Source organism: Paenibacillus xylanexedens, assembly GCF_017874615.1.
Lineage (GTDB): Bacteria > Bacillota > Bacilli > Paenibacillales > Paenibacillaceae > Paenibacillus > Paenibacillus xylanexedens.
In genome coordinates this window covers 88,668-111,923 of sequence record NZ_JAGIKV010000007.1, presented here as the reverse complement: position 1 = coordinate 111,923, position 23,256 = coordinate 88,668, and the positions used below count along the sequence as shown (strand labels likewise).

16 protein-coding genes and 2 riboswitches are annotated in these 23,256 nt (G+C 47.8%); of the genes, 5 read left to right on the top strand and 11 right to left on the bottom strand.

The genetic code is table 11. The annotated features are described in order from the left end of the window. Positions 1–105: 105 nt before the first annotated feature. The 6 genes from J2Z28_RS11260 to J2Z28_RS11235 form a co-directional block, all read right to left on the bottom strand. Positions 106–1,617, bottom strand: a complete 1,512-nt coding sequence (locus J2Z28_RS11260; RefSeq protein ID WP_211082550.1) for an extracellular solute-binding protein — start codon at positions 1,615–1,617, stop codon at positions 106–108. A 220-nt stretch (positions 1,618–1,837) separates the two neighbouring features. Further along, positions 1,838–2,950 (bottom strand): glycoside hydrolase family 88/105 protein, encoded by a 1,113-nt coding sequence (locus J2Z28_RS11255; RefSeq protein ID WP_211082549.1) that lies wholly within the window; start codon positions 2,948–2,950, stop codon positions 1,838–1,840. 24 nt (positions 2,951–2,974) lie between these two features. Then, positions 2,975–4,474: an extracellular solute-binding protein gene (locus J2Z28_RS11250; RefSeq protein WP_211082548.1), complete on the bottom strand. Its 1,500-nt coding sequence runs from the start codon at positions 4,472–4,474 to the stop codon at positions 2,975–2,977. Positions 4,475–4,536: 62 nt separating this feature from the next. Then, on the bottom strand, positions 4,537–5,409 hold the full coding sequence (locus tag J2Z28_RS11245; RefSeq protein ID WP_211082547.1) for a carbohydrate ABC transporter permease: 873 nt from the start codon (positions 5,407–5,409) through the stop codon (positions 4,537–4,539). Between the two features lie 45 nt (positions 5,410–5,454). Continuing rightward, positions 5,455–6,408, bottom strand: a complete 954-nt coding sequence (locus tag J2Z28_RS11240; RefSeq protein WP_017686861.1) for an ABC transporter permease — start codon at positions 6,406–6,408, stop codon at positions 5,455–5,457. A gap of 282 nt (positions 6,409–6,690) precedes the next feature. Next, positions 6,691–9,027 (bottom strand): helix-turn-helix domain-containing protein, encoded by a 2,337-nt coding sequence (locus J2Z28_RS11235; RefSeq protein ID WP_211082546.1) that lies wholly within the window; start codon positions 9,025–9,027, stop codon positions 6,691–6,693. Positions 9,028–9,552: 525 nt separating this feature from the next. Here J2Z28_RS11235 and J2Z28_RS11230 point away from each other — a divergent pair. Continuing rightward, a complete protein-coding gene (locus tag J2Z28_RS11230) occupies positions 9,553–11,556 on the top strand; it encodes an endonuclease MutS2 (protein WP_211082545.1) in 2,004 nt (667 codons plus the stop codon). Between the two features lie 139 nt (positions 11,557–11,695). Then, a complete protein-coding gene (locus J2Z28_RS11225; RefSeq protein ID WP_211082544.1) occupies positions 11,696–11,947 on the top strand; it encodes a cysteine-rich CWC family protein in 252 nt (83 codons plus the stop codon). Between the two features lie 60 nt (positions 11,948–12,007). Here J2Z28_RS11225 and J2Z28_RS11220 read toward each other — a convergent pair whose 3' ends face one another. The 5 genes from J2Z28_RS11220 to gcvH form a co-directional block, all read right to left on the bottom strand. After that, entirely contained in the window at positions 12,008–13,153 is a 1,146-nt protein-coding gene (locus J2Z28_RS11220; RefSeq protein WP_211082543.1) for a mannitol-1-phosphate 5-dehydrogenase, read from the bottom strand. Continuing rightward, entirely contained in the window at positions 13,150–13,584 is a 435-nt protein-coding gene (locus tag J2Z28_RS11215) for a PTS mannitol transporter subunit IIA (protein WP_017686856.1), read from the bottom strand. The genes J2Z28_RS11220 and J2Z28_RS11215 overlap by 4 nt, the downstream gene beginning before the upstream one ends. Beyond that, a complete protein-coding gene (locus tag J2Z28_RS11210; RefSeq protein ID WP_211082542.1) occupies positions 13,581–15,683 on the bottom strand; it encodes a BglG family transcription antiterminator in 2,103 nt (700 codons plus the stop codon). The genes J2Z28_RS11215 and J2Z28_RS11210 overlap by 4 nt, the downstream gene beginning before the upstream one ends. Before the next feature lie 38 nt (positions 15,684–15,721). After that, positions 15,722–17,176 (bottom strand): PTS mannitol transporter subunit IIBC, encoded by a 1,455-nt coding sequence (locus J2Z28_RS11205; protein WP_211082541.1) that lies wholly within the window; start codon positions 17,174–17,176, stop codon positions 15,722–15,724. Between the two features lie 419 nt (positions 17,177–17,595). After that, positions 17,596–17,988: a glycine cleavage system protein GcvH gene (gene gcvH / locus J2Z28_RS11200; protein ID WP_211082540.1), complete on the bottom strand. Its 393-nt coding sequence runs from the start codon at positions 17,986–17,988 to the stop codon at positions 17,596–17,598. Positions 17,989–18,331: 343 nt separating this feature from the next. After that, a riboswitch (glycine riboswitch) is annotated at positions 18,332–18,454 on the top strand. Positions 18,455–18,457: 3 nt separating this feature from the next. Next, a riboswitch (glycine riboswitch) is annotated at positions 18,458–18,558 on the top strand. 217 nt (positions 18,559–18,775) lie between these two features. Here gcvH and gcvT point away from each other — a divergent pair. The 3 genes from gcvT (at position 18,776) to gcvPB (ending at position 22,841) form a co-directional block, all read left to right on the top strand. Beyond that, complete coding sequence (gene gcvT / locus J2Z28_RS11195; protein WP_211082539.1) at positions 18,776–19,912, top strand: glycine cleavage system aminomethyltransferase GcvT; 1,137 nt, start codon at positions 18,776–18,778, stop codon at positions 19,910–19,912. Further along, entirely contained in the window at positions 19,909–21,264 is a 1,356-nt protein-coding gene (gene gcvPA / locus J2Z28_RS11190) for an aminomethyl-transferring glycine dehydrogenase subunit GcvPA (protein ID WP_211082538.1), read from the top strand. The genes gcvT and gcvPA overlap by 4 nt, the downstream gene beginning before the upstream one ends. Positions 21,265–21,401: 137 nt before the next feature. Beyond that, positions 21,402–22,841, top strand: coding sequence for an aminomethyl-transferring glycine dehydrogenase subunit GcvPB (gcvPB, locus tag J2Z28_RS11185; RefSeq protein ID WP_211082679.1), 1,440 nt, complete (start codon positions 21,402–21,404; stop codon positions 22,839–22,841). Positions 22,842–23,256: the final 415 nt, after the last annotated feature.

The window sequence follows — 23,256 nt, the reverse complement described above, 5'->3', positions numbered from 1 at the left end:
ATGCTTTAAGGGTGTGGTCTTTCTTATGATATTGGAAAAATGAACTCACTCATAGAATAAACCATATCATTCCATTTGATCAACCTTTTTTTATTTCACCCAGCTTTACTTTCCGTTCAATTCCTTGTAGGATGCTTCGAGTTCCGTGATCAATTGATCACCACCGGCTTTTCTCCAGCTTGCGATTTCCTGCTCCCAACCTGCGTCATCGATTTTACCCATAATGTACTTCGTCTGCGCATCCCAGATCATCTGATCCAACTCCTGACCACGCTCGGTATAGATCGCCGAAGACAATGTGAGTGCCGGATTAGCGATGGCGTATTGCTCATTCTCACGCGCCATCTTCGTGCCTTTCATACCAATGGGAACATCGACCAGTTCAGGTACATTATAACCTTCAATGCTTAACAAATTATCCCGATATGGCTTCACTTCACGCTGATAAGAGTCAAAATCTTTGAGTTCGGTTTTCCCATCCGCAGTCTTGGTGTAGTGCACATCGAGCAATCCACGGAGCTGCAACGCGCTTAATTCCTCATCCATCAACTGGTCCAGGAACGTGAGCACCTGCTTCAATTGCTCCTCATCCGTTACGGATGCCTTCGGGATGACCAGCATTCCGTAGTTTCCTGGCTCGCCGGCGATTCGAATGCCGTCGGTTCCCTGGAACGGAGCCACATCAATTTCTCCATCCGGAGCGTTAGGTGTAAGCCGCTGCTGAGAGGACTTTCCGTTCTGAGCCACACCGTTAAGCTTCATGCCAACTAGGCCGGAATCCATTTTTTTGTCCGCATCGGAAGGGTCCAGAGCAGGGAAATCACTATTAATCAGTCCCTCGCTGAACAGTCGCTTGAAGAGTTTCATTGTATCCACATATTCGGTAGTCAAGAACTCCGGAGTCAATTTCCCGGCATCATCCACTCCCCATTTGTTAACGCCGCCAATACTTACAGCAATCCGCGTCAGCGGGGAAGAGACACCCTCATTATACTTTTTAAATAGCAGTGCACCGTACGTATCTTCCTTACCATTCCCGTCCGGGTCATCCTTACGAATGGAGCGCATCACTTCATACCAGTCATCCAGCTTTTTGGGTATATCCAGCTTCAACGTATCGAACCAGTCCTTGCGATATACGATCGCAGTCCGGCCAATATCCCGGAAGTTCGGAATACCGTAGACCTTGCCTTCAATTTTGATATTGTTAAAATAAGCCTCGGATTGGGCAGACAGGTTTTTATAATCCTTCAGGTACGGCCCCAGTTCCCAGAACAGTCCCGTTTTGGCGGCATTAAACGTTGTCGGTACATAATTCACACGCATAATGGTCGGCATCTCGCCTGAAGCAACCATAACATTCACCTTATCATCAAAAGCAGACTGCGGAATCCACTGTACATTGACATCCGTATTTGTATATTCCTCAATCTTCTTTTCAATCCCGTTCTCCTTGGCCGGTATATCTCCTACCTGCATTAAAGAGATGGAAATGGGAAGTTTACCTTCCCCTGCAGCAGGTGCTTTTTCTCCCCCGCAACCTGCAAGCAATCCAGCGGACATTGCACCAATTACAACGATTCCGCCTAAACGGGACATTGGACCTTTTGGACTCATGAACCATCTCTCCTTTTGGATAAGGTTATGTACACAGACCACTCCGATGACAGAACAACCTTCAGATCGCTGTTATCCCCAGATTTTTTGATTCCCTTTTAATAAAGGGGAAAATCCGGGGATAAGCCTATGCTTCCGATGCAGCTTTCTTTCAGAAAGCTTTTAGGCGAACGCTTCGCTTCCTCAAGTTATTTCTGTCCTCTCCGTTCTCATGTACATGTTAGTTGGACTTGTAAAGTTCAATCTCCACTCCCGCCAAAATGAACGGAGCGACCGATTTCGGATCATTGATCCGAATGGACTCGGTCACATAATACTCGTATGAACCATCACGATACGGGCTTCCTCCAAGACCGGCTCCGCCGTTACACTGCGTCAAGGACAGCACGCCTTCACGGTCCGTTTGCAGCAGATGCTGTAGCAGACCCTGATACCCTTTTTCCGCAACCGCTTTGAACTTGCCACTCAGATATCCTTTACGCACACCTTTGGCCAATGCATAGACAAACATTGAGGTCCCGGAAGCCTCCAGATAGTTCCGCTCACGTCCCGGTTGATCCAACAAATGTGGCCATAGTCCGGTCTGCTGATCCTGCACATGCACTAGTGCGTTTGCTACGCGTTCGAAGATACCCACAATCTGCCCACGCTGCGGATGATCTACCGGCAGGTGATCCAAGGTATCCACAACCGCCATCACATACCAGCCCATCGCCCGACTCCAGACATGTGGTGAACATCCCGTCTCACCCGAACTCCAGCGCTGCTCTTTGCTCTCATCCCAGGCATGGTACAAGAGACCGCTACGCGGATCACGTGTACGTTGCTCCACCAGCAAGAGCTGCAGAGCCGCCTTGTCGAACCACTTCTCTTCACCCGTCACTGCGCCATATTGAGTCAGATACGGAGTAGCCATGTACAATCCATCCAGCCACATCTGGAATGGGTAAATCTTTTTATGCCAGAACCCGCCTTCACTCGTATGTGGCTGTCCCTTAAGCTGAATCATAAGCAACTCCGCAGCTTTGCGATACTTCTCTTCTCCCGTTTTCTCGTGCAACAGGAACAGTGATTTCCCCTGATTGATCTGATCCAGATTATATTCCTCGATCGTATAGGAGCGAATGGAGCCATCTTCCTGAACAAAATGATCCATCAGCTCACGGATGTAGTCAAAATACTTTTGCTCCCCCGTGTACGTATACAGCTCCTCCAAAGCTTTCAGCAAGCAGCCGTTCTCATAATGCCACGTGGAGTACAGCTCATGGTTGCGATAACTTTCCATGAATTGCTGTGCCATGCGCGCCGATGTGAGTTGCAGTGTTTCCTTCATGATCAAGCCTCCGCTTCCGGCTCTTTATTGAGCCTGTTTTTTATAATCTTCGGCATATTCCTCACGAATCTTGTTTCCACCCGCATTGCCCCAATTCTCGATTTCCTTTTCCCAGCCACTTTGATCGATCTTGCCCATAATGTATTTCGTCTGTGCATCGGCAATTACCTGATCCAGATCTGCCCCGCGGTCACCATACGTTGGAGAATATAAAGTCAGCGCGGGGTTTGGCACAGCGTGCTCCGCCAGTTCCTTGGCAAGTGCCGTACCTTTTTCACCCAGTTCGGTATCCTTCAATCTCGGCACGTTATACCCTTCGACATAAGGAAGGTTGTCACGGTAAGGCTTCACTTCACGCTGGAATGCATCGAAGTCACTCATCTCCACCTGATCTTCGCCCACTTTGGTGTAATGTTTGTCTTCCATACCACGCATCAACAGGGTCGCCATCTCAGGGTCCATCAGTTTATCCAGGAAGGAGAGCAGGTTCTTGAGTTCTTCTTCCGATTTCACCGTTGATTTAGGGAATGCCAGAATGCCGGAGTTACCCGTCTGTCCTGCAACACGATCTCCGTTCGCTCCAAGCAAACCAGCGATGTCTACTACACCATCCGGATTGTTTTTGGACAGACGCTCTTGCTGACTTTTTCCGTTCTGCGCAACACCAACACGGATACCGACAACACCGGAATCATACTTTTTCTCCGCTTCCGTTGAGTCGAATACGGCAAAATCTTGGTTTAGCAGTTTCTCATCGTACAAACGTTTCAGCAGATCCAGCACCTGCATATATTCCGGTGTCATGAATTCCGGCGTGAAGCTGCCATCATCCTCGACCTTCCACTTGTTAGGTGCACCAAAACTTACGCCAAGGCGCGTCGTGAAGGAATATTGATCCTCATTATATTTTTTGAAAAGCATCAGTCCAAACGTATTATCCTGACCATCTCCATCCGGATCGGAGGTTGCCAGTGTTTTGATCGTTTCATACCATTCATCCGGTGTAGCTGGCACCTTGAGATTCAGCTTCTCGAACCAGTCCTTGCGGTAGATCACTGTAGCCCGCGCAATATCGGAGAATACAGGAACCCCGTAAATTTTGCCTTCTACCTTGATGTTGTCAAAAAAACGCTCGTTCTGTGCCGACAGATTTTTGTAATCTTTCAGCAAAGGTCCCACTTCCCAGAACACGTCATTACGCATCGCGCTGGTCACCGTTGGGTTATATTGCACCTTCACAATTTTCGGCATATCACTTGAAGCAATCATCACGTTGATTTTGTCATTATAGGCCGAAGCCGGAATCCACTGGATATCCAGTTTGGTATTGGTATACGCTTCAATTTTTTGCTGAACTTCATTGCCTTTGCTTGGCACATCACCCACCTGTGCAATGGCTATAGACACATTTTGTACGCCGCCCTCGGCAGCCTGACTCTCATCTGATCCGCATCCTGCCAGCAAACCTGTCACCAGTGCCAGTGTGCTCAAGACAGCTACGGCTTTCTTTTTTGTTGCTTTCATAACATGAAAACCTCCCTTTTTTTATGCAGTCATAGTGAACTGACTTTGAACCATGTGCCGACTCAACCTTTCACCGAACCCAGCATCACTCCTTTTGCAAAGTGCTTTTGCAGGAATGGATATACCAGCATAATCGGGATCGTGGAGAACACGATAACGGCCATGCGAATGGTCAGCGGCTGGATCTCGGTCTCTTCGATACTCGTGTCTCCGATTCGGCTCTGTGCCAGAATAACAATTTCACGTAGCCAGACTTGGACAGGCCACTTCTCACTATCGTTGATATAGATAACAGCGCTGAAGAAACTGTTCCAGTGGGCCACCGCGTAAAAGAGTGAAAATGTCGCCATGGCTGGCATGGACAACGGCAGTACAATCCGGAACAATACGCTGACATCGTTACATCCATCAATTTTGGCTGCATCCTCCAGTTCATCGGGAATGGCCTGGAAGAAATTTTTGAGTACGATCAAGTTAAATGCACTAATAGCGGTAGGTAGCATCAGCGACCATAACGTATCCGTCAGGTGTAAGGATTTCACGACAAAGTATGTTGGAATCATTCCGCCACTGAAGAGCATCGTGAACAATACACCCACCAAAATGGGCTGGCGTCCACGCAAATATCTTCTGGAGAGCGGATATGCCATAAGTGACGTAAACAGCAGGTTAATGAAGGTACCGATCACCGTAATATAGACCGATACACCCAGACTGCGAATCAAGGTATCTGTAGAGAAAATGTAACGGTACGCAGCCAGAGAGAACTCTTTTGGAAAAAGAATGAATCCTCCCTTAGCCACTTCATGCGGACTGGTAAACGAGACGGCCAAAATATACATGAACGGGATGACCGTCACGATTCCAATCAACAGCAGCAAGCCGTGATTGAGAAAATCAAAGATCCGGTTGCCCCACGTTTTATCCTGTTGCATCTTAATGTTCACTCCTGTCTGGTGAAGAACGTCTGCTCCCGAGGGTTAGTAGACGCCTTCCTCCCCGAATTTTTTGGCCAGCGTATTGGCACCAAGAACAAGCGCCAGCCCGACAACCGATTTGAACAACCCGACAGCAGCACTATAACTGTACTGTGCCTGGGTAAGACCCTTTGTGTACACGTAGGTATCGAATACCTCGCCCACATCCCGGTTTGTCGGAGTTAGCATCAGGAAGATCTGTTCAAAGCCTGTATCCAGGAAATTTCCCAGACGCAGAATGAGCAAAATGACGATTGTACTGCGAATGGCCGGCAACGTAATGTGCCAGGTTTGGCGCCACCGATTGGCACCATCAATCCGTGCAGCTTCATAGAGCTGTGTATCAACACCGGAAAGCGCCGCCAGGAAGATAATTGTGCCCCAACCAACTTCTTTCCAGATGGATTGTCCAACAATCATCGTTCGGAACCATCCGGGTTCAAGCAGGAACGCCACTTTTTGTCCAGTCAGGTTATAGAGCAATTCATTAATCGCACCACCCTCGGTTGTGAACAGCATGTAGAACACACCGACAACAACAACCCAGGAAACAAAGTGTGGAACATAGACGAGCGTTTGTACAAATCGTTTGAACCGTTCACGGCGAACTTCATTCATCATGAGTGCCAGTACAATCGGCAGTGGGAAGAAGAACACAATGTTATAAATGGCAAGCAAAAACGTATTCCGAAATAATGTCCAGAACTGCGGTTCTCCGAAGAAACGCTGGAAATGTTTGAACCCTACCCAGTCACTTCCCAAGATGCCCTTGTAAGGCGTGTAATCCTGAAAAGCCATCGTGATACCATACATGGGTATGTATTTGAAAATTACAAAGTAAAGCACACCCGGTATCAACATGATATACAGCCACCGGTTTTTGATAATGTCTCTCCACAGCAGGTTTTTGTCACTGCGGGTAGCGGGCCGTGTTCGAGCCGCCGTTTCGGCTTTCATATTGTCTTCCTCCCCACATTGGAAACGATTACAAAATATCACTTCCTGAATTCATGTCTTCATTGTGGAGGATAAACGAATGACTGGCTATCGTCTCGTTTTAGCCTTTTGTTTTTCCTTATGTAGCAAGGGTTTAGCTCATTTATATCACAGAGTTCAAAGGCGCAATGAACTGCTTTCAACCTCTATATTCCTGTCTTAACTTCATGGAGAAAAGTGGTCTTCTTCCTTCATCCGAACATAAAAAAGCCTGCCTGCCATGGCGGGCAGAGCAGGTTTGTTTTATCGCTGCTGCTCCCGGTACTTGCCGGGGGTTGTTCCTGTGATTTTGCGAAACGTACGGATAAATGCGGTTGGATTGGTATAGTTTAATTTCTCGGCAATCTCCGATATTTTAAGATTTGTTGTTTGCAGCCATGTCTTCGCTTTTTCCATACGATACTCTGCGAGATATTCCGTAAAATTGACTCCAGCTTCCTTCTTGAATACCCGACTTAGGTAAACAGGGTGAAAATTAAGCTCAGCGGCACAGGCTTCCAGCGACAATTCACGATCATAACGTTCCTCGATCAAACGAATCATACGTCTCGCAATATTCATGTATTGGGATTCTTCCTGCTCTCGCCAGAAACGAATGACGGGCAGGAACAGCCGCTTGCGGAACCAATTGGTCATTTCGTCCAATGTGGACAACTTCAGCAAATGTGACATGGATGCTTTTTCACCCAGTACTTCGGCTACATCCCCGCCTTGTTCCTGCACAAGCTGATATACACGAGACAATAACTGAACCATAATGACGGGGTATTCACTGAAATGAAGCTTCTTGTCTGCAAGCAGTCCCAAATATTGCTTAAAGTAGGTGTCCGTCTTCTCTTCATCTCCTTGCTTGAGCGCAGACGCGAGCTGATCCTCGATCATACGTAACTGGGTATACAACGCGGCCTCCATCTGACCACGTGGCTGAATATCTTCGTAATGCAAAATAATACGGCTGCCCAGACTGACCCGGCCTTGCAGAGCCTCGCGGCTCTCCTGAACCGCTCTTGGCGTATCTCCGATACAAGCGTAGGAACGACTGATGCCGATACTTACGGGCAGATTCAGATAAGTTACGACACGTTCACGAATCCAGTCTGCCTGGGTATGCATCCATTCCTTCAGCTGCACCTCATCCGTCAGTTCGGAGGCAAGTACGGTGACCTGAGCATCATCCAGCATGACCGGGGTGAACCGAACTGCCGAAGGAAGGAGCTCACCTACCATATTGTTGACAGCAAACAGCAGCAGATCGCGATCCTGTTCCTCATATCGGGTCCCTTCCAAGGTATCGATCTGGAGCATGAGTACGCCAAGACTCGTCCACCCTGTCGGGAAATCGTACAATTCTCCCTGATATCTGAAATCCTCTTCCGAGATTTTGCCTGTTAGCAGTTTGGTCATAAAAAACTCCTGGAGGTGCACATGCTGCCCCTTCATCTGCTCACGCATCGTTTTCTCCGAACTGAACAAGGTTGACAATTGCTCCTCAATATAGATAAATTCATCCTGACGGCGTCCTGACGGAGTAACTGGAGAATCCAGCCCCTTCGTAAATTGCAGCAGTCTGGAGATCGGTGAGTACATCCGCCGACTGCCGTATATGGCGAACAATCCCGTTACACATAACATGACCAGTGTAGCGATACCGGTAACCAATGCAATTTTCTGTGACTGGGCTGTAATCTGTCCAAGAGATACAACGGACACGTATAACCAGCCGTTGAGCGGAGATTGCCTATAACTAACCGCCACTTGGTTACCTTCCACCTCCGCACTGAAGAAACCCTCTGGCTGGCCTGTCGTTTGCACCATTTCATGAATTTCCTTATTCAGTGCGTCATATTTCCCGCCTTGCTGCATATCGTTCAGAAAATACTTCTGCTCCCGATCCAGAACGTACATATCTCCAGAATTCGTATTTCGGCTCAAGTAGGTACTCAGTTCCGTATCGGCGATATCAATCACAAGAAATCCCTTCGGTTTCACATTGGTTGGTATCATCGGGATTTTGAATACCATACTGACCACATTATCCGATGATATAAGAGCAGGTGCCTGTTCGGGTGTTAGTTCACCCATACCTGCTGACACAGGTACACTTTCTTTCGCTGAACTGGCATTCTGAGTGACCCAGAACAGGCTGTTGGTATAACTTAGGTAGGAGCCAATTCGGTCTCGAATGCTGAAATCATCCAATTTGCCAAAAGAACGCATCGAAACAACCCAATCTTCATCCAGATTAACCAGATAGGCTTGGTCAATGTTCGTAACCGCTTGCAAGTTGTTAAAACCGGATGTCAGATCACGAATCTCCTGAAATTCGCTGCTGTCCAGGGGTTTCTTCATCGCTTGTAGTACCAGAGGCGAATTGACATACTGGATGGATGATAATTGCAGGCTGCGCAGAACTTGTTCTACCCGCATTTGGGTCTGATGTAATATCTGAAGATTGCTCTCACGCACTTTCTGTTCAATGTCACGTGATGCAATCGTATACGAGACCGAACCAATAACAATGACCGGAAGGGCTCCGAGGATCAGGGTAAAGCAGAGCAAACGCAGTAAATACTTCGGCAAGAAGAGCATCCTCCTTTATATGTATGTTTATTAAATTAAATCGCTTTCATTGGATTATTTTACTATTGTTATTTTAAAACCCATTCTTATTCAAGTCCACTCATTTATTCTAAGGTTGACTTTAAACCAAATTCCAGTTTATATTGGTTGCATATTCCTCAATCAAAGGAGAGATTTTTAATGTCGGTGAATGTTCTTAACTAACCAAGTTTAATATTCAGGAGTTTGGCCTTTCATTGCGCTTGTGCCCGTATGGCATACGTGTATTTCATGATGTGCCAGATCCCTGTACTTAGTTAAGAACAGCGGATATCATAAATCGCCTCCGGGATTGTAATTGTCCGGGTCTATTTCCGCGCTGTGTTCAGCGCGGATTTTTTAATATAGACCTGTAGTGGACTTTGCTTTCCCATACGTTTAGGGCGGAGAATGACGTTTGTTCATTCTCCGCCCTTTTTGCGTTTTCCAGGAATATGTTTCAGCGCGTCAACTGAAATCCCAATTCAATTCAAGGAGAGATTACGTATGAATGAGAACACTTTAAACAGTTTGGGCTATCCACAAATTCAAAAAAACGTTGCAGACTGCGCCCTGTCTTATCTGGGCAAACGTTATGCCAGAGAACTAAAACCGATGGTAGATGCTCACCTGATTCAGATTCGCCTGGAAGAAACAGCAGAAGCGGCTGCGTTGATTCGCTTCGGGGCCAGTATCCCCCTCCCTTCACTCGACGGCATGGAAACCATTATGGATCTGCTTGGCACCGGTTATCTATTCAGTGAACGTGACTTCAGTCATCTCGCTCAGTTCCTGCGGAGCTGTGCACAACTCATGAAATATATGGAGGGCAAATCTGGGGCCGCTCCCACCGTTAGTCGCTATGCAGCATCCATGATTCTGATCGAACCTTTGCTGAGTGAGATCGAGCGCTGCATCCATAGTGGACGCATTCAGGATCAAGCGAGCAAAGAACTCATTAGAATTCGTAAAAAAATGACGGTGAATGAGGAACGCATGAAACGAAAGCTTGATTCTCTGGTGAGCAAACATCGCTCCATTATGCAGGAGCATGTCATCAGCCAACGCGGAGGAAGAACGGTTCTGTCCATTAAGAAAGAGTTCCGTAAACAGGTGAAAGGCAGTGTACTGGATGAATCCGGGAGTGGGCAAACCGTATATATCGAACCTGTTGAATTAGTAAGTTTACAGATGGAATTGGCCGCTCTACAAGCGGAGGAGTCCCGAGAGGAGATGAGAATTCTCGGTGATTTAACCTCCCTGACCGAATCGTATAGCCGTGAAATCGCCCTGAACACCGAAACGGTAGGTGTGCTGGATTTCCTGTTTGCCAAAGCCAAATATGCGGCCACCATGGACGGATGCACCGTTCGAGTCAATACTCAGGGCCACATCAGTCTTCAACGTGCACGTCATCCGTTCATGGGTTCTTCCATGGTTCCCCTTGATTTTGCAATCGGCAGAACGTACTCGTCGCTCATTATTACGGGCCCGAATACCGGGGGTAAAACGGTCGCACTCAAAACACTAGGTTTGCTAACCCTGATGATGCAATCCGGTCTGCTTATTCCCGTGGAGGAGGGTGGCGAGATGGCCGTTTATAACGAGGTAGCGGTTGATATTGGTGACGGGCAGAGTTTGGAACAAGCGCTCAGTACATTTTCCGCACATATTCGCAATATGATTGGCATACTGGAACAGGCCAATCCGTCAACTCTGGTGCTCATTGATGAGATGGCTTCCGGCACAGATCCCGGTGAAGGTGTTGGACTTTCTATCGCAATGCTAGAGGAACTACACAGCCGCGGAGCAACCGTTGTGGCGACAACCCATTTTGGTGAAATCAAACATTTTGCTGCGGCCACGCCAGGATTCGAAAATGCCCGTATGGAATTTGACACCGTTTCTCTCCAGCCGCTGTATCGATTGCGTATCGGAGAAGCTGGTGAGAGCTATGCTTATTCCATCGCATTAAAGCTGGGCATGCCACAACGAATTATCGAGCGATCCAAGTCCCTGTCCGATCAAAGTATTTCAAGAGATCGTATATTAGGGTTCACGTCACCTCCTTTGGAAACTCCAGTCCTGACGCCTGATCGTGCCGTTACAGTATCGGACAGCCCAGTAGAGTTGTCCAAACGAGATAAGTGGAAGCAACCAAAAGATTCATTAGGTCTCCACAAAAAGACAACAACCAGAGAGTCGGATTCTCCTGCTCCTGCCAAAACTTTTCGCAAAGGAGACCGGGTGTATGCGGCCTATCTTAATCAGTCGGGCATCGTCTGTGATGTCGAGGATAGCCGTGGAAATATCGGGGTCATGCTGCGAGGACGCAAAGTCAAAATCCATAAGAAACGCCTGACTCTGCATATATCTGCCAATGAGCTTTATCCGGGTGACGATTATGATTTGGACATTGTGCTAGAAACAAAGGAAAATCGTAAGAAACGTAAATTGATGGGACGCAAACATGTGGAAGGCCTACAGATCGAATTACCGCCTGAAGAATAGCCGATGGGAGAAACAGATGTGGTGAAATGGAAGTCATATTTACAGAGTGAAATCCATAATCACCGGCACATTTCTGTTATACTGGGACCAGTATGTTTAACTTCAGCTCGTAGCTATTACACAGGGAGGGAAGAACTGAATGTCTGCAGAACAAGACGATCAAGAGCACATCCATATCGATGTTCTTGTCTGCCCATTATGCGGGGAAGCTAATCGCTGTTCCTATGCCGCAGGACATCCCCATTCGGAATGCTGGTGTAACCGGGCTACTTTCCCCGAAGGTGTATTTGACCGCATTCCGGCAGAGCAGCGCCGAAAATCGTGCATATGTCAACGTTGTTTGGACGAGTATGCCAATAAACGTCAACCAAAAGAAGAGCCACACAGTTAACAACTGTATGGCTCTTCTTCATTATGCCTCATCTATACTGTTAGCTGGCTACCACTGTTCTTACATTTGGTTATACTGGGCAACAGCCTGTTCAAGCACCGGATGATGCTCATCCATGGACGTATAATGGTGGAGCGCAGCTACAATCCCCTTCTGGCGGATCATGTCCTGTAGTTCAACTGCTTCCGGATCATCGGAGACATCGAACTTGCAGGCTGCTGCCATGCCCATAGCCAGATAGGTCGTTTCGCTTCCATCCGCATATGCCTGAAGGGCCGGGCGAACCAGACGATCATTCGGAGACAACTTGCGCAGCGGGGAACGACCAACACGAGTAACCTCATCGGTGAGATACGGGTTGACAAACCGTCCCAATATTTTGACAATATACTGCTCATGCTCTTCCGGGTTGAATGCAAAACGCTTCACTAGAACTTTTCCAGTTTCCTGCAAAGCGCCGTAGACAATGGATTTCACCTTTTCATCAGCAATAGCCTTCTGAATCGTGTCATACCCGTGCACATTACCGATGTACGCAGCAACGCAGTGTCCTGTATTAACAGTGAACAGCTTCCGTTCGATATACGGCTCCAGATCATCGACATATACAATGCCCTCAACCGGTTTGAATGCAGGAGCCATCTGGGAACGATCCACCACCCACTCGTAAAAAGGCTCCACCTGTACATGCAACGGGTCTTCATGATGCTGAATAGGCACAATCCGGTCTACGGCCGAGTCTGGAAAATAGACATACTGATCTGCAAGGGAACGTACTTCTTCATTGAGCAGAGCATATACATGCTCTTTCAATTGCGTACTGGCTCCAATGGCGTTCTCGCAAGCGATAATGTGAAGAGGGTTTTGAGCAGGACCGGAATTCAGTCTTTTCTCAAGTCCTTTCGCAATGCCTGGTGCAATATGCTTTAGTACTCCTACACCCACTGCGGTTGTAATCAGATCAGCTTTCACCACGGTTTGGGCAACCGTCTCCAGCTGGGTTCCATCGATTGCATTTACACCTGTGACGGTCTCCTGATCCTTGCTCTCGTTAGCCAATTCCACTGTATATTGTCCCCGTTGCTGGAGAGCCGTTACCAAGGTCTGATTCACGTCGGAGAAAACCACCTCATACCCTGCACGGGAGAGAATCAACCCGATAAATCCGCGTCCGATGTTACCTGCGCCAAAGTGTAGGGCCTTCATAGCTCCATTTCACTTTCCAGAATAGCAATAACTTCTTCGGCTGTTTTCGCCAGACGCAGGGCCTCCATATTCTCATCCTCAGCACAGATCACCGCGATGCTAGTCAAGATCTCCATATGTTCCCCGCCTTGAGCCGCGATACCAATCACCATATAGGCTTTTTCTTCGCCAAAATCAACACCTTGTGGATACTGAATGACAGAGATACCTGTAGATAAAATGAAAGCTTTGGATTCCTTTGTACCATGCGGAATAGCCAAGCCGTTCCCTACATAGGTCGAGACAATCTCTTCACGTTCAATCATCTTCTCAATGTAATCAGCGGTAATATGTCCCGCATCCTTTAGAATCTGTCCTGCCATACGAATCGCTTCGTATTTGTCCTGAGCCGTCGCATTCATGATGACTTTATCTGTTGTTAACATACTCATAATGGTTGACCTCCAATTTCGGTTTTACTGCGATAAAATCCAACCAGTTCCTGGGACAGGTAATGAATGAGTTCATCCCTGATACCCTTTTCCAGCAATGTAACCATCTCTTCCTGTAATAACAGGGCGCTGATCTCACTGAGAACTTCCAGGCTTTCCTTGGATAATTCTCGGGGACCGAGCATCAAGAGGACATGGGTAACTCCTGCCGGATCATCCGGCGTACGAAGGAGTGGCTCTGTAAGCTGAAACAAGCTAATGGATGGCCTGTAAATTCCCTCACTGCGTGTATGAAACAGCGCAAGTCTTGTACCGGGAATCTTCTGACTCCCCACTGCCTCACGTGCCTCCAACCGTTTTGCGATCTCCTCCGGTTCCTTCAGCACACCAGATCCATGGAGTACGTTGCACATCGCATATACGGTTTTATAGAAACCGATATCTTGGTTATCCAGCGGATACACCTGAAACTTGCCAATAATTCGGACGATTTCAACTAAAATAGCTTCCATTCCATCAGGGTCCGAGTACCGACTTGTGGTCTGAATCTCTGCTTCACGGGGCTTATTATGCTGTCGTTGTAACGTTGTTGTTCGGATAAAATGACGCAGACGTTCGCTCTCTTCTGCCGTAAGCAATGGACTCACTTTGTAATACTGATGCTCATCCATGGGCAGATCGACAGTGGATAATACCAGATCATATTGATCTGTAGGTATCCGGGCAGCTTCATACCAGGACACGCTATCCATGATTCGAATCTCGGGAATCTCCTTGGATAATCGGCTGGAAAGCATACGTGATGATCCAATTCCGCTTGTACACACGATGATCGCCCTGATCTCCCGTTTCAATGCACGTAACCTCTCGATGGAAGCTCCAAAGTGCATAACCAAGAAACCAATTTCCTCATCCGGAACGTCTGTGCCTGGCCAAGCTTGCCCCACAGATTTTTTGACATCTTCAAAAAGTGAATCATAATCCTTGCGAATCTGCTGCAGTAGCGGATTACGAATCATCTGTTGTCCTTCAATTCGCTCCATGACAGGTTGCATATGACCAAGCAAACCTTCACGAAGCAAACGATCCTCATGAAAGGCGTAATGCGTTCTCGCCTGCATCTGATCAATCAGTGAATGTACCCTGTCCAGTAAAATCAAATCGTCTATTGGCAACAGCCGCGAAGAGTGAATCCGCTGCTCTGTCTCAACTAATAGTCTGTGAAAATAAGCTTGCTCATCTGGGGAGAATGTGAGCCCCAGCTGGGTGGATAATACACCACACAAGCGGGAAGCCATATAAGGTGGAACCTTCATCTCATCCTGCTCTGCAACTGCATCTCCCATGTTCTCTTGTGGAGACATACGGCCAATGCCAAAGCCTTTACGAATACGTACAACCGCTACGGATAATTGAATCAGCAATTTCATGTATTGGCGTTCCGGGATGTTCTCCAACCATTCGATGTCTGGTTGCCATAATGCATTTTCGACCGTAAGCACATCACCGTGTCCGATCATATCCAACAGTTTTTGGTTTACGATGGAGCCTCCCTGTTCTGGCTGTCTTCCGAACAGGTCGGACTCATCCAAAAATTCGAGAGCAAGTGCAGCTATGGCTGTGCGATGAATCGTCTCACTTCCGTTAATCTTGACTCCATATCCACGTCTGCGAACCAGCTTCAGTCCCGCCTGACGAATCCGTGACTCCAGATCGTCCAGATCCGTGGTTACGGTGGATACGGTCACTTTCAGATCGGAAGCCAAGGCGAGTAACTTTACAGGCTCCGGTTCATCCAGCAGGATGCAAAGCATGAAGAGCTTACGCTCTTCTGGCGTAAACTCTACATATTCTTTACCCTCTAGTTGCTGGCGCAATACAGCCAGATCATCGGAACCGGCATCGATTCGGATACCGGTTCCTGATTTTTTTTCCAGCTTCATGCCCAAAGGTTCAAGCCATTGTTCAATCATTTGCAGCTCCCGGTGAACCGTTCGGGTACTGACCTTTACTTCAACGGCGATTTCGCCAGCAGTTACTTCATGTGGATGCTCTAGCAAGAACTCCACGATTTCACGTTGTCTTTTGGTAATACTCATATCTCAGCCTCCGGCTCAGGGAAAACGAATGCGTGCAATTACTTCAGACGTTCAACGAGCGCATCGTATTCCGGGCTTTTTAGGAAGTTGTCGATGGATATATGTTCTGCGTTCGGCGCAACGGAGCGGGCACGATCGGTTAATACTTGTTGTGTGATGACCACATCTGCATCCGGCGGGATATCACTGATAGCCGTATTGGTCACCGTAACGTCAATCCCCTCTGCCTTCATCTTCTTGCGTAGAATGGAAGCACCCATGGCACTCGACCCCATGCCTGCATCACAGGAGAAGACAATCTTCTTCACATCTGTTTTCACTGTAGAAGAAGCCATATCAGTGGCTCTCTCTGCTTCACGATGATTAGCCGTAATGCCAGCGTTTGGCACGGTTCCTTGACTCTTCATGTCTTTCATCCGACTGGATGCGGACTCCAGATCTTCGTCCTTTTGTTTACCCGTTTTCAGTAACACTGCTGCAACCAGGAAAGAAACGACGGCTGCTACAAGCACCCCTGCGAGCATCGGCATGTATCCACCTTTTGGTGTTAAGAGGAAATACGCGATAATACTACCCGGTGATGGTGCTGAAACAAGCCCTGCTCCGGTAAGCATGAATGTTAATGTACCGGCTACGCCACCCGCGATTGCGGCAAGAATCAGAATTGGTCTCATCAGAATGTAAGGGAAGTAGATCTCATGAATTCCCCCGAAGAAATGAATGATAACGGCACCTGGTGCAGAAGATTTGGCCATTCCGCGTCCGAAGAAACAGTAAGCAAGCAAGATACCAAGTCCCGGACCCGGGTTCGATTCAAGCATGTATAATACGGATTGCCCTAATTCTCTTGCTTGATCTGTTGCAATTGGTGTCAGAATTCCGTGGTTGATCGCATTGTTCAGGAACAATACTTTACCTGGTTCAATGATTAGGTTGACCAGCGGCAGCAAACCAAGATTCATTAAACCTTGTACCCCGGCAGATAATACTTTGCTAATCGCTTCTACAGCAGGCCCGATGCCCAGTAGCGCAAAAATCCCCAAGATCCCGCCAATAATACCGGCCGAGAAGTTGTTAACCAGCATTTCAAATCCGGCTCTAATTTTACCTTCAATGGATTTATCGAACTTTTTGATAATCCATGCTGCCAGAGGTCCAGCAATCATGGCCCCGAGGAACATCGGGATATCACTACCCACGATGACCCCGATGGTCATAATGGCACCCACGACACCACCACGCTGACCATGCACCATCGTACCCCCGGTGTAACCAATTAACAGTGGCAGCAAATATTTGATCATCGGATCGACTAGCTGTGCAAGCGTCTCGTTAGGGAACCAGCCTGTTGGAATGAACAGAGCCGTAATTAATCCCCAGGCGATGAACGCGCCCATATTCGGCATGACCATACCACTCAGGAATCGGCCAAAACGCTGAACACCTACCCGTAGGCCACCTTTGGAATTGGACGATTGGTCCAAATTACTCATTGTATTATCCTCCTTGGATCAAGTGATTATGATTTATGAAAGGGGTATCATTTCTCCCCTGCTGTAATCCTAAGCGAGAATGCTCTCCTGTTCAATCAAATGAAAGCGTACTTTCGTCATGAACAATGATGACAACATTAGGTTATGTAATCGTTTTAATTGATGCATAATGGCTGAACCCATTGGTACACAAGGCTTTTCTTGCCTATGACTTTTATCATATCCAGAATCATTTTCCAACCTATAGCTTGGTCCATTCAGGTGATTTACATCCACAATCTGCTCAAATCCACATTCAAAACCATTCTTGGAAAGCACAAAAAACCTGTGCAAGCATCAGGCTCACACAGGTCGAAACAATATGAAGCTCATTTCATTTGATTATAAAATATATGTTAATAAGTACAAGTTCGTTGATACTATTCTTCCGTATGTTTCCGATACGCGTCTGCATTCATCAATGAAGACAATGCTGCTGTCAGATCTCCCTCAACACGGATCTCAATCATCCAACCTTCCTCGTAAGGAGAGCTGTTCACAAGTTCAGGGGAGTCCTGCAAAGAATCATTGACTGCAATAATTGAACCTGTGACGGGAGAGAACAAGTCCGAAACCGTTTTGACCGATTCGATCGTTCCAATGCTGTCTTCTGCTTTTACATTAGTTTCAAGGTCAGGCAATTCCACAAACACAATGTCACCCAGCTGATGCTGTGCGAACTCGGTAATGCCAATACGTACAGTATCCTCCCCTACGGTTTGCACCCATTCGTGCTCTTCACTGTACAGGAAATCACTTTTCAATTCGCTCATCGATATCCGCCTCGCTTTTCATTAATGAGTACATGCGTTCTTTGACCTTAACCTTTTTCCCAGAACATAGCGTATGATATTTATGAATCAAATGTCAAGATACCTCACAATTTATTTGCTGAACACCTCTAAATCATGTAACCGGATTACACTCTTTCTTCATATACTGGTTAATATTAGAATAGTAAGCGTAGTCTTTATAAATACACGAACAATAACATAAAAATTAAATTAAACATTCGGTTTTTAATCATTATATATGACATCGTTCTTGACATCAGTAGTGGATTCACGTTTTAATGAGAGGAGTAAATGTGTTTATTGGACTATGTTATACCCGCGGATGAATGTAAAGGGAGAGATTACCCGTGACACCCGATTCGGGATGTACATGAGGTAACGCCGAAGGAGTAAACCACCGATAAGCAGGGGCGAATCTCTCAGGCAAAAGGACTTTTACGGGACGCAACTCTGGAGAGCATCTATTCGCCCTGTGCGGGCGTTATGATCACCCAAGGGGAAACCTGCTGCACAACGCAGCGGGGTAACTCTCAGGTACAAGGGACAGAGCCTTAGAATACAGCGTGCTACTTGGCATGCCGATTCTTTGGCCTGTCCTTTTCCTTTTTCCCAAAAAACGAAAAACAGGATGTAGAACGGCGCTGCCATAGCTGCCCTTACCATACTTATGTGATGAAAATATCTAGCTGAAAATTTAAAAACACCCTGGTTCATTGATCCACGATTGTATATCCGGCCGGATGACGGCCTATGACGAGGTGATTTGATGTCCGATTTGCTTAGAACACCACTCTTCCCACTATATCAGCAATACGAAGGCGTACGGTGCATTGATTTTGGAGGCTGGGAGCTTCCGGTACAATTTAGCGGAATCCAGAAAGAACATGAAGCGGTACGCGAGCGTGCTGGACTGTTCGATGTATCCCATATGGGCGAATTCACGGTACAGGGTGAGCAGGCTGAAGCTTTTTTGCAACAAATGATGACCAATGATGTGACCACGCTGGTTCCCGGTCAAGCCCAGTACACCCTGATGTGTTATCCAGATGGCGGTGTGGTGGATGATCTGCTCGTGTATAAGCTGGAAGATCAGCATTATATGCTTGTGGTTAACGCCTCCAACATCGATAAGGATTGGACGTGGCTGCAAGAGCACTTGATCCCCGGCGTAAGCATGACCAACGATTCGGAGCAAACGGCGCTGCTCGCCTTGCAAGGTCCACTGGCTTTAGACATTATCGGGAAAGTTACAGATACGGATGTATCCACGATTGAACCGTTTCGTTTTGTGCAGGATGCTGAAGTCTGTGGAGTAAAATTACTGTTGTCCCGTACTGGTTATACCGGTGAAGATGGCTTTGAACTATATGTTCCTGCAGATCAGGCCGCTGTGGTATGGAATGGATTAATGCAAGCCGGTGAAGGTTACGGACTCGTACCGACAGGACTTGGTGCCCGGGATACACTGCGCTTTGAAGCAAAGCTCCCTCTGTATGGACAGGAATTGTCGGCAACTATCTCTCCACTCGAAGCTGGCGTAGGTATGTTTGTGAAGCTGAATGCCGGACCTTTTATCGGACACGAAGCCTTGTTACAGCAAAAAACTGACGGGCCCGCCCGCAAACTGGTCGGCATCGAAGTGTTGGAGCGCGGTATTCCCCGCCCCCACTATCCGATTTACGCCGAAGGCGTACAGATTGGTGAAGTGACAACAGGCACACAATCACCTACATTGAAGCGTAATCTGGGGCTTGCCCTCATCGACAGCAAATACGCTGCGCTGGGAACCCCGCTTGAGATTGAGATCCGCGGCAAGAAACTAAAAGCCGAGGTCGTAAAGACCCCTTTTCATAAACGGACACGTACGTCGAAGACACCTACTCAAGGAGCTGATCAAGCATGAGCAAGCACCGTTACATTCCCATGACTGAGCAAGATCAGAGCGCCATGCTCGCAACCATCGGTGTGGATACGCTGGAGGATCTGTTTCAGGACATTCCGCAGGAGATTCGTTATCAGGGCGAGCTGCCCGTATCCTCCAAACTTGATGAATATGCGCTGACACGTCACATGTCCAAACAAGCTGGCGCCAACGCCAATTTTGAAACACACGCCAGCTTCCTCGGCGCAGGTATATACGATCATCATGTTCCTTCCGTCATCAATCATGTCATTTCCCGTTCCGAGTTCTACACCGCCTACACACCTTATCAGCCTGAGATCAGTCAAGGTGAACTACAGGCCATTTTCGAATTTCAATCCTACATCTGTGAATTAACCGGTATGGCTGTAGCCAATGCCAGCATGTATGACGGTGCAACGGCTTTTGCAGAAGCAGGTAATCTGGCCGCAGCGGCAACACGTCGCAAACAGCTCATCGTATCCCGTACCGTTCATCCGGAAGCTCGTCAGGTATTGCAGGCTTACGCACACGGACTCCGTCTGGAGATTGTCGAGATTGGTTATAAGGATGGCGTCACTGACTGGGATGCCCTGCAAACCGCCATATCGGATGATACGGCAGCGGTCATGATCCAGAGTCCGAACTTCTTCGGTGCCGTGGAAAATGTAAAGCAAGCCGCTGACCTCGTGCATGCGCACAAGGGCCTGCTCGTCGTAAGTGCCAACCCGCTATCGCTGGGTCTGCTGGAAGCCCCAGGCAAGCTGGGTGCCGACATCGTTGTTGGCGATGCGCAGCCCCTCGGCATCGCCGCTTCACTCGGCGGTCCCACATGCGGATATTTCGCCGTATCCCAGCCTCATATGCGCCGAATTCCTGGCCGAATTGTAGGCCAGACAACCGATCGCAACGGCAAACGTGGTTTTGTACTCACACTGCAAGCACGTGAACAGCATATCCGCCGCGAAAAGGCGACATCCAACATCTGTTCCAACCAAGCTTTGCTTGCACTCAGCGCATCTGTGTATATGTCCATCATGGGTAAACAGGGCATGATCGATGTCGCGGATCTGAATTTGCAAAAGAGTCATTACACCCTCAATACATTAACTGCGATTCCTGGAGTTAGCCTTACTTTTAATGCACCAACATTTAATGAATTTGTGATTAAGCTTCCTGAAGGAACCGACGTGGATGCCCTTCAGTTGAAATTGCTGGATGCAGGCTTTATTGGTGGCTACGAACTCGGACGTGATTATCCAGAGCTTGCCGGACATATGCTGATTGCTGTTACGGAACGGCGCACTAAGGAAGAGATTGACGAATTCGCACGAGCATTGGAGGGATCGCTGTGACTCAGGAAACGACGACGACAACGACAACATCGATACATGGACAATCGGAAACAGGTACCTCTGTCTCCACTTCGGCTCAACCTGAGACGGATACAACATTTAGTGCACAGACCTTATCTCCTGCTCCGGAACAAACATTGATTTTTGAACTCAGTAGTCCTGGACGTGTCGCTTATTCCTTGCCAGAATGTGACGTTCCTCGTCAGGCTGCCGATACGTTGATTCCCCGGGAAATGCTCCGTTCGGAAGCAGCGGCACTGCCGGAAGTGTTCGAGGTAGATGTTATTCGACACTATACTGCGCTATCCCGTCGCAATTTCGGTGTAGATAACGGATTCTATCCACTGGGCTCTTGTACGATGAAATACAATCCAAAGATTAATGAGGACGTGGCCCGTTACAACGGCTTCGCCAAAATCCATCCGTACCAGCATGAATCCAGCATTCAAGGTGCACTTGAACTGTTATATACGTTGCAAAACGACCTTGCAGGTCTGACAGGTATGGACGCTGTGACCCTGCAACCAGCAGCTGGTGCCCATGGAGAATGGACTGGACTTATGATGATTCGTGCCTACCACGAAGGTCGTGGCGAACAACGTACCAAAGTCATCGTGCCCGATTCCTCTCATGGTACCAACCCGGCAAGTGCTACCGTTGCAGGATTTGAAACTGTGACGATTCCATCCCGTGCAGACGGACTGGTCGATCTGGACGCACTCCGTGCAGCCGTTGGTTCGGATACAGCAGCATTGATGCTGACAAACCCGAATACACTTGGTTTGTTCGAGAAAGACATTCAGGAGATTGCATCCATCGTACATCAGGCTGGTGGCTTGCTGTACTACGATGGCGCGAACTCCAATGCCATTATGGGCATTACCCGTCCGGGTGATATGGGCTTTGACGTGGTGCATCTGAACTTGCACAAAACAATGAGTACGCCTCATGGCGGTGGTGGACCTGGCGCCGGACCAGTGGGCGTGAAGAGTCGTTTAGTTCCGTTCCTGCCTAAGCCGATGGTGATCAAAAATGATGACGGTATGTATGCATTCGATCGTGAGGGCGATCAATCCATTGGCCGGGTGAAAGCCTACTATGGCAACTTCGGTATTCTGGTACGTGCCTATGCCTACATTCGCACCTATGGACCGGAAGGCTTGCGCCGTGTCTCTGAATGTGCGGTACTGAATGCCAACTATATGATGGCCCGTCTCGCACCTCACTACGAGATTCCGTATCCGGGTGTATGCAAACATGAATTTGTCATGTCTGGTCGAGGGTTGAAGCAATACGGTGTGCGCACACTTGATGTTGCCAAGCGATTGCTTGATTTTGGATATCACCCGCCTACGGTGTACTTCCCGCTCAACGTGGAGGAATGCATCATGATCGAGCCGACAGAAACCGAAAGTAAAGAAACGCTGGATGGATTCATTGATACGATGATACGGATTGCCAAAGAAGCGGAAGAGAGACCTGAATTGGTACTCAACGCACCTTATGGCACACCGGTTACTCGACTCGATGAGACTACCGCGGCACGCAAACCTGTACTGAATTGTGCTTGCAGTTAATCAAATCATTGTTAACACAAAAAGCTCATGCTGATATTCCAATCAGCATGAGCTTTTCTTGTTGCCTTCCCGGTTTACTGATGCCACTCTTACAGCTCACCATCCTCATGCTAGAGCATGTCTCAAACGTAAGGCAAGCGATGCTCCGACGTATGCCAGCGTACAGGTCTGAGGTCTGGAAGCCCAGACTTTCGGATGCCTGAAACGGATCGTACCAAGCCAGAAGATGTTCTAACGAATCCAGGAAGTCTTATTTGGCCTCCAGGTTCACTTTTTCAATTCTTAGGAACATCAGACACGTTATTTCTCTAAACTCCCTCACAAAAATGCTAAAAATGTCTGTTTATTCCGACATAGCGTGCCTCAGGTTCTTTAGATTTCTGTGAGTGCTTCAAATTCCGGAATAAGATGTCTC